Genomic DNA, 15153 nt, shown 5'->3' with positions numbered 1-15153 from the left:
CAAGAAAGCTCGAAGTATGGTGACTGGAAGAACAGTCATGGCAAACAAAGCCCTTAAAGGTCATGGCCGAAAACTCCTTCTGTGCCACCCTGTAACCGGTTGCGGAGAGGGTCTATCGTGCCACTATCCGAACGCTCAGGTTTGTGGGGCCGACCCTGGAGCCGGCCAAGCAGATAGAATTCCACGTCACTTGGGGCAACAAAGCTGCCGGTGGGAAGGCGGATATCCTCGGGCGCCACCGGCTTGGCCAGCCGCGCGGTGACGAATATGACCAGTTCGGTCTGCTCCTTGATGAACTCCTGGCTGCGGAACAGAGCCCCAATGATGGGAATATCACCAAGGCCGGGGAATTTGCTGGCGTTCTCCCGCAGAGTCTCGTTCAGCATGCCGGCGATGGCGATGGTCTGGCCATTGCCCAGTTCCAGGGTGGAACTGGCACTGCGCTTGACCAATGCGGGAATAAAGAACTGGTTCGCCACCTGTCCCTCCTGACCCACCCCAACTCGAAGGGCGTTGTTGTTGGTCAACTCTGAGACCGCCACATCGACCCTCAGGTTGATAATCCCGGAATCCAGCACCACCGGCAGAAATCCCAGGCTGACGCCAAATTCCTGTTGCTCGACGGTCACCTGGCCGTCACCCTGTGGCACCGGGATCGGAAACTCGCCACCGGCCAGGAAACGAGCCTCTTCTCCAGTCAGGGTGGTCAGGTTGGGTTCTGCCAGAATCTTGGCGACGCCTTCACGTTTGGCGGCATCAAGTACGGCATTGACCAGATAATCGCTGCCCGCAAAACTGGCAAAGATACCGGTGTCTTCTATGGACCGCATGTTGGGAGCGAACTCGTCAACCACGGGTCCTATGGGAGTCTGCCCACCGAATACCGGCAAACGACCTCCCTCCAGGACACTGTCGTCGAATACGGCGTCGGGAAAGCTGGCGCCGCCATTGACCGCGCCGAGCTTGACCGAACTGCCAGCGATGTTCAGCACATCGAACTGGATATCCAGGCGCTTGACCAATGAGCGGGAAACCTCGGCGACTTTGACATCAAGCATGACCTGCTGAGCCCCGCCGATCTGCATGAGGTTGAGGATGGGCGACTGACCCTGCTCCCTGCCCGCGCCGGCGAAACTGCTGGCCACCCGCATGGCAGCATCTGCTCGCGCGGCACTGGTGACCTCGCCGGTCAGCACCAGGGTTTCGTTAGCGGAACGGACGCCAATCCGTTCGCCAGGCAGAAGCGCGTGCAGGTTGGCTTTCAGGTTTTCCAGGTCATGTGTCACCTTGACGTTGAGCGTGCCCTGCAGGTTCTCGTCTTTGTCCCATAAAAGCACGTTGGTGCTACCCAGGGTCTTACCCAGCACGTATATCTGCCGCGATCTTACAACCACCACATCGGCAATGTCCGGGTTGCCCACGGAAACGATCTTCACCGCATTGGGGAAGCCCATGAGTCGTGACTTGTTGAGCGGTACTTCCACCGAGACCGGACTGGTGGGGTCCGGGTTCGGATACGAGATACGGTCACTGGACTGCGCAGTCACCATCGCCGGCCAACAGAGGCTGAACAGTAAGGCCGCAAACCCTGTCAGCGTATTAATTCCTGCCTTTTGCATCGTGCTTCCCCGCTCTGTTTTCATTGTTGTTGCGATCCGGCATTATTCGTGGACTACAGTTGAGCTGGTTTCAGTGCCCCGGATCACGTTCACTCGCACGTGTCGATTCCGGTTAACCGCTTTTGGTTCTGCCTTTTTCGCAGGCTTGATCATCGGCTTGGGCGTCTCTGCCATTGCAACTATTTCCGGTTGCTTTTCCGTTTTTTCGAGCGGATTGCGCAGGGTCAGCGCCACTTTGCCTTCCTGGGTCGCCTCGAATAAGCGCTCCGCCTGGCTTGGCGTGACCGCCAGGGTGACTGCTCTGACAATTACAGGACCGTCCCGCTCCTGTGAGGCATTCTGGTCCACCGCCAGCACTGTAATCCTCCTCAGAATGGTATCGGAGGCAATGGAGCGGCTACCGCCGCCATCCCGCTTACTGGACACCACATCCACCTCGTCCCCCGGCAACAGGAAGCCCGCAACACCCGCGACATCATCAACGCGCACACTGATGGCACGCATACCCGGCTCCAGCATGGCAGCCAGTGCGCTACCGCCGGAGTGCTCGGCCACCCGGCGTTCCAGCACCACTTCACCGGAATAAATAGCCTGCGAACTGACGCGCCCGATGACATCATCCATCGAGGTAAAGCTTCCTGCCGGCACAGCGTGCGGCGGTAATCTCATCATCCTGAGATCGGTCGCCAATACCTGGCGCCCGAAGGGGATGGAGTGGGCTGCCACTACCACGGAAGCCTCCTCCGAAACAGCGTCTCCGCCGTTCATGCGTTTCTGAACCCAACTGTTGGCCATTCCCGCCGCGCCCATGGCAAGCAAAGCTGAGAGACCAACCATTAATACAATCCCTTTCTTTTTCATGACTCACGCTCCTTGCCGGCGATACCGGCATCCACAAAATAGTTTTGCCAGGCCTTCATCAGCGACTCCCTGGTTAGCGTCTGCTGCCCCATGTAGCTCAGATAATCCATCGCCAGTCCGATAAGATCCCGCGGATGGCATGGCAACAGCGGCACGTTGGAGCTGCCATGCAGTTCCTCGAGCATGAACTCAACCAGGACAGGGTCTGCTTCAAAGCCCTGGCGGGCACATTCCTGCCGCCAGATACCGCGGTATTCATCCGTGGTGAGCGCCTCGAACCGAATCTTGTACCCAATGCGGCGAAGGAAGGCGGGGTCAGCCAGTTCCAGCGGGTGCTTGTTGCTGGAAAACACCAGAGCCACATCAAACGGCACCTGGAAATGCTGGCCACTGTTCAGGCTGAGATGATCCTGACTTTCTTCCATGGGCACGATCCAGCGGTTGAACAGTTCATCCGGCCGCATGCGTTGGCGGCCCAGGTCGTCAATGATGAGCATGCCGTTATTGGCCCGCCATTGAGCCGGGGCGTGATGAATTCGGGTTGCCGTGTCGTACTGGACTTCCAGCATATCCATGGTCAGTTCGCCACCGACGATGACCACCGGTCGCTTGCACAGGACGTAGCGGGGGTCATGACCCTGGTTGAGAAACAGGGAGGTTTCCGGCGGCGTGCCGGATACGGGCTCGTGGGCGCCAGCGTCAAAAAGACGAACCGCCTTGTCAGCCACCAGCACGGCGTGGGGTACCAGCACATCCCCGGACATGAGCCGGGCAAGTTTGCGGGCGATAAAGGTCTTGCCGGTACCGGCGTCGCCGTGGATGAATATGGACCGGCCCGAATGCATGGCCGGGCCAAGCTGGTCCAGCACTTCCGACCGGATGGTGATGTCCTCGAAGGCAAGACGCACCTGCTCACGGTCCAGGCCGTGGGCGCTCATTGTCTGATGGGCAACGAGCGACGTGTACTGGCTCAGGAGTACCGGCGCCGGCCCGATATAACCGTCACGCCCCAGAGCCTCCATGGCTGCGGCCCGGCCCCGATCCGTGAGGGCAAAACGCAACATGCCACCCTGGGTGGCGCCTCGCACTTCCGCCCGGCCCTGCTCCCGCAAAAAGGCCAACACCTGCTCAACGGTTCCGCCGGGCAGGGCTATGCAACGAGTCACCTCCCCAAGATCCAGCACGCCCCGCTCAAAGAGGTGTTTGGAGATCAGGTCGGCCACGTAGAGCTCACTGAGGCCGGTTTCTTCCAGATTTCGAGGCCGCATGGCTGGCGCCGCATCCTCACCGGTTCTGAAGCCGGACCTGTTCAGGATGGGCGGCTCGGTATTCTCGGCCGGCTCTGACAGCATCTGGTGAAGTCTTTGGTCATTATTCATAGTGCTGTCATCCTGCTGTGAACTGCCTGCTAACCAGCAACTCTGATCAGTGGCGACTGCCAGATCAGGAAGAGACTGGTGCCCACCGCAATGGACACGGCGAAAGGAAATTTTCGGCCCATGACCTCACCTTCAGCCGGGCGGAGGTAAATCGGTCGGCCAGTGGCGAACAGTGTTCGGAACATCAAGCCATAACGCTGCCATGGCGATGGTGAGTCGGCTGAAAAAATTGCCAGAAACATGAATCCCAGGGCAATTACGCCGCCCACGGCGATACTTGCTAGGCCTGCAATCAGAATGTTGTGGGGTCCAAGAAAGGTGCCGACGGTCGCCATCAGCTTGACGTCGCCTGCGCCGGTGGTGCCCATCAGGTAGCCTGGCATCAGAATTGCCAAGCCTATCCCCAGTCCGAAAAGCCCGTCCAGCAAGCCGCTGAGGCCAAACAATCCGATTTGTAAGGCGATACCCAACCCTGCTCCGGTAAAGACAATGACATTAGGAATGCGGCGATGGCGCAGATCCCACACAGCTGAAATCCAAAGTAGGATCAAAATGGGTACAGCTAGAATTAATGGAAACAGGTCAACCCACATGGCTCCTCCTTGCGATCCAAAATCCGACGCCGAAAATCTTCGGCGTCGGTTCTACTTCAGGATTACGGTGCCGTTGCTGGTGCTTTTGCTGCCGCGGCTCCTAACTCATTACTCAGATAAGTCAACAGGGTCTTTACATGGCCGCCCATGGTCGCGAAAATAGTCGCACCAACTGCCACGATCAGACCAGCAACCAGCGCCCACTCAACAACCTCAGTACCCTCTTCTTCACGCACGAAACGCTCAACACCCGCCATGAATTTGTTCATGTCTTTTCTCCATCGATTTTGATTAGCCAGGGCCTCTTAGCCCCTGGGAACCAGCTCCCACGACCAGACTCCCCCTTTCGCGAAATGAGTACTTGGACTTTATTGCAGACATGTATAACTATTTTGCAGACATACTGTGAACGCAGATAAGTCGACCTTGCCCCGATCCCTTATCAGATCCAGCCAGAATTGGAAAAGCGGTTCCTGACCCTATGGCAACTACAGGATTTCTAATGGGGCACTACTTGCAAGAAGCGGAGTTATAAATGAATAAGGCACGTTCTGATCAATGCGGCCGTCACGAAACCGGCATGGTGGAAAACGAGAGCAATGTCGCCGCATCCGGCGAATGGATCAGTGTGTATTCGGTTCCCGGAATGGATTGCCCCTCGGAGGAGAGGATGATCCGTATGGCACTCGACAGCCTCGATTCTGTGCGGGGTCTTTCCTTCGACCTGTCCCGGCGCACTCTGCAGGTACTTCATAACAAAGACGCCGGACCGATCACGGACAAGCTGGCGGGCCTGGGTCTGGGAGCGTCCCTTCGGGAAACCCGCCCGGCGGATTCCGACGCCGTCGCGTCAGCGGAGTTCTCCACCGCCGCCCAGTCCGAAGAGTCCGGTACCCTGTGGATACTGCTGGCCATCAACGGCTTCATGTTTATCGTCGAGATGACGATGGGGGTGATCGCCCAATCCACCGGGCTGATAGCCGATTCGCTGGATATGTTCGCCGATGCGGCGGTTTACGGACTCGCCCTCTATGCCGTCGGCCATGGGGTAAGGATGCAGGTGCGGGCGGCCCACGTTGCAGGAGTGCTCCAGCTGATTCTAGCCCTCGGAGTGCTGGTGGAGGTCGGCAGGCGTTTCATCTTCGGCAGCGAGCCGGAATCCCTGCTGATAATGTCCACGGCATTCGTGGCTCTGATTGCCAACACAGTGTGTCTGCTGCTGATCTCCCGGCACCGTGAAGGCGGTGCCCACATGAAAGCCAGCTGGATATTCTCCGCCAACGATGTGGTTATCAACCTGGGCGTCATCGTTGCCGGGGCTCTCGTTGCCTGGTCAGGCTCCAATTATCCGGACCTGATTGTCGGTACCGTTGTGGGAATCATTGTGCTGAATGGTGCCCGGCGGATTCTGGCGCTCAAGGGTTGAGGCCGTCTCGGTACACATTGCCCGGCTCAGCTTCTATCCTGAATACAGGCAATACCTGACGATAAACGCTTCAAGACAGACACGGCGCACGCTTGCCGCCCGGGCTCTGGAGGTACCGTGACACTGAAGGTCGAGCACACCGGACAGCTGGTCGACGATCTCGCCTCAAACTGCAAACCTGCGGGTGAATGCCTGATTGGCGTGGAACATGAAAAATTTGTGTTCACCCGGGAAGGCCAGCATCCGCTGCCCTACGCCGGCGACATCGGGATTCACGCCTTATTGACGGAGTTGCAGCAGGCCGGCTGGAAACCCACCCATGATCGGGACCGGCTTGTTGGCCTGTCGGCGGACAAAGCCGCCATCACCCTGGAGCCGGCGGGGCAGCTTGAACTGTCAGGCGCTCCCTGGTCCGATCTCCACGACGTATGCCGTGAGATGCAGGAACACCGCCGACAGCTCGGCGCGATCTCCCAGTCACTTGGGGTGGACTTTCTGGCACTTGGCTTCTCGCCCACATGGACCCTGTCAGAGCTGGACTGGATGCCCCACAGCCGGTATCACATCATGCGCCGGTACATGCCCGGCGTGGGTGTCCACGGCCGGGACATGATGACCCGCACCAGCTCCTTCCAGCTCAACTTCGACTTCTGCAGCGAGCAGGACATGTGCGACAAGTATCGTGTGGCCATGGCACTGCAGCCTCTGGTCATGGTGGCACTGGCCAATGCGCCCTTCGCTGAGGGTCGGGATACAGGCCTCACCTCCTATCGAAACTATGTCTGGCTGCACACGGATTCCGCCCGTTGCGGCATCATGCCGGAGGTCTTTTCGAGGGATTTCGGATTCGATGCCTATGTGAACCGGGCTCTGGCTACACCCATGTATTCAGTCAAGCGGAAAGGCGCCCACCAAGACCTGGCGGGACGCTACTTCACAGACATGCTGAAAGCGCAGCTACCGGAACTTCCGGGTGAACAGCCAACTCTTTCGGACTGGGATGACCATCTCAACACCCTGATGCACGACGTAAGGCTGAAGGATCACCTGGAACTGCGGGGCAGCGACACACTGGACCTGGAGCAGAGCATGGCACTCGCGGCGTTCTGGACCGGCATCCTCTATGACAGCCACGCGCTGCAGGGCGCCCTCAAGCTTATCGAAGCCTGCGATCCCGCACGCCTTAACCAGCTACGGCACAGCGTTCCCTGGATGGGCCTGTCGGAGATGGAATCCGTGGGCGCCAGTGGGGTCTTCCAGGCGAGAAGCCTCCTCGATGCCCTTGAGCAGGCGGTGGCCCTGGCTGAAAGCGGCCTCGAAAAACGGCGACGACAGGATGCCGAACATGCCGATGAACGGCGCTATCTCGAGCCCCTGAAAAGGGTCATGGAAGCCAGGATGAGTCCGGCTGAGCAATGGCGGAAGCGGTTCCGGGAGGAGTCACCGCAAGACCTGTCGTTCCTGTACGAAGAAGCATTGTTCTGACTTTCAGGCACGCCCTGACGACCATTTTCCGCACCAAGGAGGTCAACGAATGTCGCGAACCATCTGTGAGCACTGTGGCACCCAGGCCGACACCAAAGCCGGAAAATGTCCGGGCTGCGGCAATCCCCTTCGCTCATCAATGTCGGGAACGGCAAAGGCGGTTATCGCGATCGTCGCCGTTCTGCTGATTGCCGGGGGAGCCATCATGGTTGTGATGGAGGATGATCCCGAAACCCCCAGCAATGGCACCACCGTCGTGGAGCCTGTCCCCACCCTTCCCGAGAAAGAGGGGGACTAGTGCCCCGGCCGGTTAATTCGCTGACCTATTGCTTGCCGCTGGCGACTCTGGCCAAGGCGTCAGTCCGCAGGTGTGGTGGTTCCACATCAAGGGCTGACAACACAGGTCCAGAGTCGCCAGCGGCAAGCCCTCCGGGAGCCCCTGAAAGCCTTGAGAGCAAGGCTTTCAGGGGCTCAGTAGGTCAGCGAATTAACCGTCCGGGACACTAGTGGGTATGGTCGTGGCCCTCGTGACCTTCCGGGACCGTCTTCACCAGGGCCGAATATTCGTCTTCCGACAGCTCCGGCAGACGCTGCAGGAACGCGACAACCTCCCACAGCTCCTCCTCACTGTGAGTAGGGCCCCAGGCGGGCATGCCGGTCATCTTGATGCCGTTGCTGACAATCCAGAACTGCTCGGCGGCACTCCAGTGCCCCGGCCGGTCGAGACGCGGCGGCGTGGGTGTCAGACCGGTGTGGATCACACTCTCCTCCTGGCCCGGTTTCAGGTGACAGGAGGCGCACATCTCGTCGTAGGCCCGTGCTCCACGCTGCACCCGGTCGTCGGAAACCAGGTTTGCCGGCACCGTCATTCCTTCAGCCCGGGACTCCACCGAATAATGCATGGTGGTATGCAACAACCAGTTGCCCACAGCGGAATGTCCCTCGGAGGCCGCGACATTGTAGAAACCGCCAAAAACAATCACAGCGGCAACCACAGCGCCCGCGATCAGGGTCGTCAGAACCCCGGCCAGAAATTTCATGGTGTTATCCCCTTATTATTTATCGAGTCTTCTTTACTGATCCGCCACTTTGCCGGCCAGCGCCTACGGCAACATCATGGGTGCGGCCACTTTATCCCGGATATCTCTGCCGCAGACCCTGGCCACCAGTTCCAGCGCAAACTCAATGGCTGAGCCCGGGCCCTGGCTGGTAATGCAGTTGCCATCAACCACCACCCGCTGCTCCACCTGAGAGGTATCCGGCAGAGCCTCCCGGAAGTTGGCATGACCGGTGGCAGCCATGCCATCCAGCAGACCATGGGGAGCCAGGGCTACCGCCGGCGCGGCACAGATAGCCGCGTACCAGAACCCGCTCTCGCGTTGTTTGCGCAGGCGGTCGATCAAAAGCGGCGACTCACTCAGGTTCTTGGCGCCGGGCATGCCCCCCGGCAGGGCGATGAGGTCGTAATCCTGGTCGACACAGTCCTGGAGGAGCACATCGGCAACCAGGCGGGTTCGCCGGGATGCAGTCACCGTGAGTTCCTCATGCACACTGGCCACGGTGACCTCGACGCCGGCACGCCGGAGCACGTCGATGATGGTGACCGTTTCGATGTCCTCGCTCCCCTCGGCAATGGGTACCAGTGCTGTCTTGTTCATGACTATTCCTCGTTTGCATTGTCGGGCACAACGCTGAAGCGGCCTGATCCGACCAGGCGCCTCTGCGGTTGAATTTACTGTACTATAACAGTCGCCACGTTCCAGAAAGGATAGGTGCAGGTCTTTTGATGTCGCCAGGGGTTATTTTTGCCATCGTATCGGTCATCGCTATCGCGCTTGCCGTTTTCCTGCTGTTTTTCTACCGGGACTGGCGGCGGAGCCGGGAATTGGATCGCCCTTTTCCCGATAGCTGGCGTGAAACTCTTCACAACCGGGTTCCCCTCTATCGCAGGCTTCCCGCTGCCCTCAGAAAAGAGCTGGAGCAGCGGGTCCAGTTGTTCCTCGCGGAGAAGGAGTTCTACGGCTGTGATGGTTTCGTGGTCGACGACCGGGTTCGGCTTACCATTGCCGGCCATGCCTGTCTGCTGGTGTTGGGGCGGAGCTATTCGGACTATGACGAAATCCGCAGTATCCTGGTTTACCCCGGTGCCTATCACGTAATAGAGCCGCAACAGCATGGCATGGTGGTGGACATGAGCCACCAGGTCCGGGCCGGTGAAGCCTCCACCCTCGGGCGTGTGGTACTGTCCTGGGAGGATTGCGAGCAAAGCTGGCTCGATCCGGACAGTCCCCATAATGTGGTCCTGCACGAATTCGCCCACCAGCTGGACTACCTGGATGGCAGCGCCGACGGTGCTCCGCCCCTCTCCGGCTCCCAGGCCAGCCATTGGCAGGAAACCATGAGCCGGGCCTACGAACAGCTTCGCCACTCTCTCAGTCACCACAGAGACAGCTGGCTGGATCCTTACGGCGCCACTGAACCGGCGGAGTTCTTCGCGGTGCTCACCGAGACGTTCTATCAGCAGCCCCGTCACCTTCATGAACAGCAGCCAGAGGTCTTCGAAGTCCTGTGCGGGTACTATCGGTTCAATCCTCTGGACTTCACGGTCGACTCCCGGACCCGGCAATGACAGGCTGGCAGCTCCGAAACGGAGCCGGTCAGGACAAAGCGGGATGAAGTCGGCGAGCCCAACATCAGGCCGGAATGATTGACTATCCTGAAAGCCACATGATCCTCTCGTATCCGGGACCACGGATTACCGACACAAAGAGACCCGACGTCACTACCATGAGAACCAGGGGGACATCCAGGTTGCGGCCATTTCTCCAGGCGGCGAGGCGACGACCCAATGCCGCCGCCTTCCGTTGTGCCGACGCCATTCCCGCACTGGTGCTGGCCGCCGGTGCATCCCGGCGCCTCGGACGGCCCAAGGCCCTTCTCAGATTCCGGGGAGAACCGCTGCTTGACCATGCCATCAGGCAGGCCCGGCTGATCAGCGCCGATGTGCGGGTGATGACCGGCTGCCGAGCACCGCTGTTGCGCTACTACAGCCGCAGGCCGCCGACGTCGTGGCAGCGGGTGGATAACTGGGCGGAGGGCATGTCGGCATCCCTGACCGCCGGTATCGGGACCCTGCCCACATCGGCCGCTGGTGTATTCGTGATACTCGTGGATCAGCCCGTGCTGGACCACGAGCAGCTAAAGAAATTTGGGGCCCGCGCCCGCGCCCACCCCTGGCAACCTCTCGCGGCGGAGTATAACGGCCACCCGGGCGTACCTGCCTACCTTCCCCGCTGGCTCTGGCCGGAAGTGTCAGCGCTTCGGGGAGGCCGGGGAGCGGGCGGTTTACTGAAAGCGGCCAACGCCTGTCGCATGACCATCGACGGAGTCCTGCAGGACGTGGATACCCGGGAAGACTGGCGGGCCCTCAGCCGCCTTCAGTGACGGCGTCACCGGAATTTTCCAGCCTGGAGCTCTCCAGCGCTCGGGTTTCAAGCAGTGGACGCTGGAGGGAAGCGCGATAGTCACGGGTGATTTCCGCCAGGATCGACAGGGCAATTTCTATGGGAGTGGCCGCACCGATGTCCAGCCCCACGGGACCACGAATCCGATCGAGGTCAATGCCAAACCCCTGCTGTGCCAGCGAATCACAACGCTGCTCGTGGGTTCTCCGGCTTCCCAGGGCACCTATGTAAAAGACGTCTGATTTGAGCAGTGCCGCCAGCAGGGGCGGCTCCCAGTCGTGTTCATGGAACATCACAACCGCCGCAGTATGGGCATCGGTCGGTGGAAGATCGACGGCCGAGGGCGCTGTCAGGACAGTGGTCTCAATGCCGGTTCCGGAGCACGAACCGAGTGTGCCGCGATCCGGGGAAAGCAGCTGCACCTGGTACTCACTCTCCCACGCCAGGCGCGCCAGGGCCGAGGCATTCGGACCCTTGCCGAAAACCAGCAGCCGCCGGGCAGGGCGATACCAGCGCCGAAAAGCCCCGGGGGGCACAGCACCAACACCCGGGCGGACCAGCTGATGGCCGCCGTCAGGCAGGATTTCCAGGGCCACGGTCCGTCGTTCATCCAGTGCGCCCTTTATCGCCGCCATCACCTCGTCGGCCACCCCGACATCGATATGCAGATCCACCGACGCCCCACAGGGAAGCTCGATATCCAGATAGGGGGATCCCGCTCCCAGCCGAATGGTGCGATTCCGGCCCTCGCGGAGAGCCGCCTGCGCCTCATCCACGATGACGTGTTCCGCGCAACCGCCGGTAAGGTGGCCGACAAAACGGCCATCACCCCCAATCACCATCTGGCTGCCGGGAGGCCGGGGCGAACCACCGCGGGTATTTACCAGGGTGACGAGCGCCGCTGGCAGGCCCTGGGCCCGGAACTCACAAAAATCGTTCACCAGGCACTCGAAGGATCGCAGTGGTTGGTGATCCGCATTCATCGCGGCTTTCGCCATCAGCGCCCCACCTCGGCGTAGAGTTCTTTCTTCGACAGCTTGCCAACCGGCGTCTTCGGCAGCTCGTCACGGATTTCCAGGCTGTGGATCATTTCATGCTTGCCCAGCCTCGTCTTGAGAAAGGCCTTCATCTCCTCCAGGGTTGGCTCCTGCTCACCGTCACGGATGGTGATATAGGCCCTGGGAGTCTGGCCCCGATATTCATCGGGCACGCCGATCACTGAAACTTCGGCGACCGCCGGATGCTCATAGATCGCCTCCTCGATATTCCTGGGATAGACATTGTAACCACTGCAGATGATCATGTCCTTGGTCCGGTCCACGATATAGACGAACCCGCCTTCGTCCATCCAGGCCACGTCACCGGTCCTGAAGTAACCTTCAGGTGTCATGGATTCCGCCGTGGCGTCTTCGCGCTTCCAGTAGCCTTTCATCACATTGGGGCCGGCGATGCAGAGCTCGCCCCGCTCACCCTGGGGCTGTTCCCTGCCGCTGCCGTCCAGGTTGATGATCTTCAGATCAACCCCGGGAACCGGAACACCACAGGCCCCCGCCGGCGCGACCATGCCCTCCGGGGTAAATGTTCCCAGGGCGGCGGTTTCGGTCATGCCCCACCCTTCCTTCACATTACAGCCGGCTGCCTTCTGGAACCGCTGCTGCAGCTCCACGGGCAGAGGTGCTCCACCGGAATTGCAGAGTTTCAGGGAGTCCAGGCGGTAATCACCGAGGCCGGGATAGGCCAGCAGGGCGGACAGCATGGTGGGTACCGCCGGGAAGACCGTGATTTTCTCTTCCTGGATCGCCTCCAGGGCCTCCCGGGGGTCGAAGCGGAAGTGCAGGTAAAGGGTGGCGCCGTTTCGCAGGCCAAACAGCATATTCACCACAATGGAATAGATATGGAATGGCGGCAGCACCGCCAGCACCCTCTCCTCACCTGATGACACCGTGGTTTTGAGGGCGGTACCGAGCTGGTCGGCGGCACAGGCAATATTGCCGTGGGTGAGCATGGCCCCCTTGGGAGCGCCGGTTGTTCCGCCGGTGTACTGGAGAACTGCCAGCCGGTCCGGTTCTTCCGACTCCGGATGCCTGAGGAAATCGCCTTCGTTATCCAACAGGGCGGCAAAACTCATGACCCTGTCGTCGTCGGGCAGTTCAGCCAGCTCGCCTGCCTGCTCCAGGGCACTGCGGGCAGCGGCCGGATCCGCCGAGAACTCGTCCACCGATCCCACCACCAGTTTTCCCAGGCGGGAGCTGTCCAGAAACCCGGTCATGCGGGGCAGGAACGCCTTCAGATCGACAGTAACCATGATATCGGTTTCGCTGTCGCCGATCTTGTGTTCCAGAATCCGCTCTGCATCCAGGGGCGAGTAATTAACCACCACGCCTCCTGCACGCAGAACGCCGAGAAAGGCAATAACGCCATGGGGCGAATTGGGCAGGTACAGACCCACATGTACCCCGGGGCCGACACCCTGCCTCTGAAGCCCTGCAGCGGCGCGGGATACCAACTGGTCCAGTTCCTGGTAGCTGATATTGCGTCCCATGAAATTGAGGGCGCTGCGGTCAGGCCAGCGGCCGGCAGACTGGGCCAGCATCTGGTGTACGGCGTGGCCGGACAGTTCCGGCTGGTGGGGAACCCCCTCGGGGTAATTTCTGAACCAGGGAGCGTCGGGGGCAACAGCTGAGTTCATCATGAAATCTCCTGACTGCGGTTTATTTTTGTGTGAAAACGGCCGACTCAGGCGCCCAGCGCAGTCCAGCCACCATCCACCATGATGGTCTCGCCGGTGACATAGGACGACGCCTCGGAGGCCAGGAAAATGGCAGTGCCGACCATCTCATCGGGCCGGGCCATTCGCTTCATGGGTGTGCGGTTCTGAACCCTTTCCGCGAAATCCGCCCGGGTGTCGGTAATGGCCTTTACCAGTGGTGTTTCAGTATAGGCAGGAGCCAGGCCGTTGACCCGCACTCCCCGTTCCGCCCACTCCACAGCCAGGGTTCTGGTCAGCATGTCGACACCGCCCTTGCTGGCGCAATAGGCCGAGGAGCCTGACAGACCGGTCTTGGCGGCGATTGACGAAATATTGATGATGCGTCCGCCGCGCTGGCTGAGCATGTGCCGTCCGACCGCCTGGGCCATCAGGAAAACGCCGGTGAGATTCACGTCGATGATGGTTTGCCAGTCGTCCAGGGGCAGCTCTTCAGCGGGCTTCTTGATGGTCAGTCCCGCATTGTTGACAAGCACATCAATGCGACCGAACTCATCGATGGCCTGATCCACCACTGCGGAAATCTGACCCGGATCCCGGACGTCGCAGGGGGTCACCAGGGCCCGGACACCGTGCTTGCGGACCTCAACGGCCACCGCTTCCAGCTCCTCCTGGCTACGGCTGCAAAGAACCACATCACTGCCCGCTTCCGCCAGGCCGAGGGCGATACTGCGCCCGATACCGCGGCCGGCACCCGTTATCAGGCTCACCTGTCCGCTCAGATCGAATAACGACATCATTTCGCTGCCTTTCCCGGAAAGTTATTGTTCTTCGAATGCGTAGAAGGAAAGCACTCCGGCGGAAAAAATACCAGCCCTATCGGAGAGCAAAGCTGGCCTGAAAACTGCATTCCCCCTCTGAACGGTCACTGTTTTGCCGGTCGATGCCGGAGGAAAACCACCATGTCTCTGCTGACATCATTGCTGAAAGCCAGCCTCCAGTTCCAGCAGGCCTCCCCCCGGAGTCCTGACGATAACCGCACCCAGGGGAAAGCCGCGGCGGCACAGGTTGAAGCAGCCGGGAAACCCCAGGGCAACGACGACACTTTTACCCTCTCCGGGGGCGCTCCCACCGGCAAGACCGGGCGCCTGGCGGTACATGAGTATCGCAGCCAGGTCGGGCAGGACCTTGCCTATGTGCGGGAGACCCTGAGGCACAAGCTTGCCGAGTACGGCATGCAGCCAACCACGCAGATTGCCGCGTCCCGTGCAGGTAATGGTGAGGTGGAAATTCAGGGAAGAATGCCCGAGCAACCCCGGGCACAGATCGAAAAGGACCTTAACAACAGTCGCGACTTTCGTGATGCCTTGCAGCGCCTGAGTGTCAACGAGCCCACCCTGGCCTTCGTGGACACGGCCCTCAAGCTGAACCAGGCCTACGGCACCAGCAATACCGTGCTTGATACACTGGTCAGTGATAATCAGCAGTTCAACGGGCTGCAGGATCTGGTTCACCGGTACGACAGCATCCGCCGGACCTTCAGTGGCCCCGAGGCCGAACTTCCCCGTAGTGACTATGCCTTCCGCCTGAACGCCAGGGCCTGACCGTCTAATTCGAAA

General features: G+C 60.2%; 16 protein-coding genes. 6 read left to right on the top strand and 10 right to left on the bottom strand.

Annotated features, from left to right (window positions below; genetic code table 11):
- Window positions 1–53: 53 nt before the first annotated feature.
- The 5 genes from BM346_RS14840 to BM346_RS14820 all read right to left on the bottom strand — a co-directional run bounded on the left by BM346_RS14840 (window position 54) and on the right by BM346_RS14820 (window position 4721).
- Window positions 54–1550 (bottom strand): type II and III secretion system protein family protein, encoded by a 1497-nt coding sequence (locus BM346_RS14840; RefSeq protein ID WP_206675725.1) that lies wholly within the window; start codon window positions 1548–1550, stop codon window positions 54–56.
- 111 nt (window positions 1551–1661) lie between these two features.
- Window positions 1662–2480 (bottom strand): Flp pilus assembly protein CpaB, encoded by an 819-nt coding sequence (cpaB, locus tag BM346_RS14835; RefSeq protein ID WP_092014795.1) that lies wholly within the window; start codon window positions 2478–2480, stop codon window positions 1662–1664.
- Window positions 2477–3859, bottom strand: a complete 1383-nt coding sequence (locus tag BM346_RS14830) for an ATP-binding protein (RefSeq protein WP_206675726.1) — start codon at window positions 3857–3859, stop codon at window positions 2477–2479. Before BM346_RS14830 ends, cpaB begins: the two co-directional genes overlap by 4 nt.
- A 29-nt stretch (window positions 3860–3888) precedes the next feature.
- A complete protein-coding gene (locus BM346_RS14825) occupies window positions 3889–4452 on the bottom strand; it encodes an A24 family peptidase (protein ID WP_092014794.1) in 564 nt (187 codons plus the stop codon).
- Window positions 4453–4514: 62 nt separating this feature from the next.
- Complete coding sequence (locus BM346_RS14820) at window positions 4515–4721, bottom strand: Flp family type IVb pilin (protein WP_092014793.1); 207 nt, start codon at window positions 4719–4721, stop codon at window positions 4515–4517.
- A gap of 311 nt (window positions 4722–5032) precedes the next feature.
- Here BM346_RS14820 and BM346_RS14815 point away from each other — a divergent pair, with 311 nt between their 5' ends.
- From BM346_RS14815 to BM346_RS14805, 3 genes are all read left to right on the top strand, one after another.
- Complete coding sequence (locus BM346_RS14815; RefSeq protein WP_406812910.1) at window positions 5033–5878, top strand: cation transporter; 846 nt, start codon at window positions 5033–5035, stop codon at window positions 5876–5878.
- A 117-nt stretch (window positions 5879–5995) separates the two neighbouring features.
- Window positions 5996–7363, top strand: coding sequence for a glutamate--cysteine ligase (locus BM346_RS14810; RefSeq protein WP_167812673.1), 1368 nt, complete (start codon window positions 5996–5998; stop codon window positions 7361–7363).
- Between the two features lie 49 nt (window positions 7364–7412).
- The gene (locus tag BM346_RS14805; protein WP_092014789.1) at window positions 7413–7661 is read left to right on the top strand and encodes a hypothetical protein; all 249 of its coding nucleotides are present in this window, start codon (window positions 7413–7415) and stop codon (window positions 7659–7661) included.
- Between the two features lie 205 nt (window positions 7662–7866).
- Here the strand turns inward: BM346_RS14805 and BM346_RS14800 are convergent, their stop codons facing one another.
- On the bottom strand, window positions 7867–8403 hold the full coding sequence (locus BM346_RS14800; protein WP_092014787.1) for a c-type cytochrome: 537 nt from the start codon (window positions 8401–8403) through the stop codon (window positions 7867–7869).
- Window positions 8404–8466: 63 nt separating this feature from the next.
- The gene (locus BM346_RS14795) at window positions 8467–9021 is read right to left on the bottom strand and encodes a DJ-1 family glyoxalase III (protein ID WP_092014784.1); all 555 of its coding nucleotides are present in this window, start codon (window positions 9019–9021) and stop codon (window positions 8467–8469) included.
- 128 nt (window positions 9022–9149) lie between these two features.
- Between BM346_RS14795 and BM346_RS14790 the strand changes: the two genes are divergently transcribed.
- Both BM346_RS14790 and BM346_RS14785 read left to right on the top strand, forming a co-directional pair.
- Window positions 9150–9992, top strand: a complete 843-nt coding sequence (locus BM346_RS14790) for a M90 family metallopeptidase (RefSeq protein WP_092014782.1) — start codon at window positions 9150–9152, stop codon at window positions 9990–9992.
- A 182-nt stretch (window positions 9993–10174) separates the two neighbouring features.
- On the top strand, window positions 10175–10807 hold the full coding sequence (locus BM346_RS14785; RefSeq protein WP_167812674.1) for a nucleotidyltransferase family protein: 633 nt from the start codon (window positions 10175–10177) through the stop codon (window positions 10805–10807).
- Here the strand turns inward: BM346_RS14785 and BM346_RS14780 are convergent.
- The 3 genes from BM346_RS14780 to BM346_RS14770 are packed head-to-tail and all read right to left on the bottom strand — an operon-like array spanning window position 10791 to window position 14334.
- Complete coding sequence (locus tag BM346_RS14780; RefSeq protein WP_092014776.1) at window positions 10791–11825, bottom strand: XdhC family protein; 1035 nt, start codon at window positions 11823–11825, stop codon at window positions 10791–10793. The two genes, BM346_RS14785 and BM346_RS14780, sit on opposite strands and share 17 nt — an antisense overlap.
- Window positions 11825–13519 carry a long-chain-fatty-acid--CoA ligase gene (locus tag BM346_RS14775; protein WP_092014774.1) on the bottom strand — a complete coding sequence of 565 codons (1695 nt, stop codon included), beginning with the start codon at window positions 13517–13519 and terminating at the stop codon, window positions 11825–11827. Before BM346_RS14775 ends, BM346_RS14780 begins: the two co-directional genes overlap by 1 nt.
- Window positions 13520–13563: 44 nt before the next feature.
- Window positions 13564–14334, bottom strand: coding sequence for an SDR family NAD(P)-dependent oxidoreductase (locus tag BM346_RS14770; RefSeq protein ID WP_206675727.1), 771 nt, complete (start codon window positions 14332–14334; stop codon window positions 13564–13566).
- 162 nt (window positions 14335–14496) lie between these two features.
- On the opposite strand from BM346_RS14770, the gene BM346_RS14765 reads away from it, so the two are divergent.
- On the top strand, window positions 14497–15138 hold the full coding sequence (locus tag BM346_RS14765) for a hypothetical protein (protein ID WP_092014771.1): 642 nt from the start codon (window positions 14497–14499) through the stop codon (window positions 15136–15138).
- Window positions 15139–15153: the final 15 nt, after the last annotated feature.

Source organism: Marinobacter daqiaonensis (assembly GCF_900115285.1).
In the GTDB taxonomy this organism is placed as follows: Bacteria; Pseudomonadota; Gammaproteobacteria; order Pseudomonadales; family Oleiphilaceae; genus Marinobacter; species Marinobacter daqiaonensis.
This window is presented reverse-complemented; position numbering and strand designations above follow the sequence as displayed.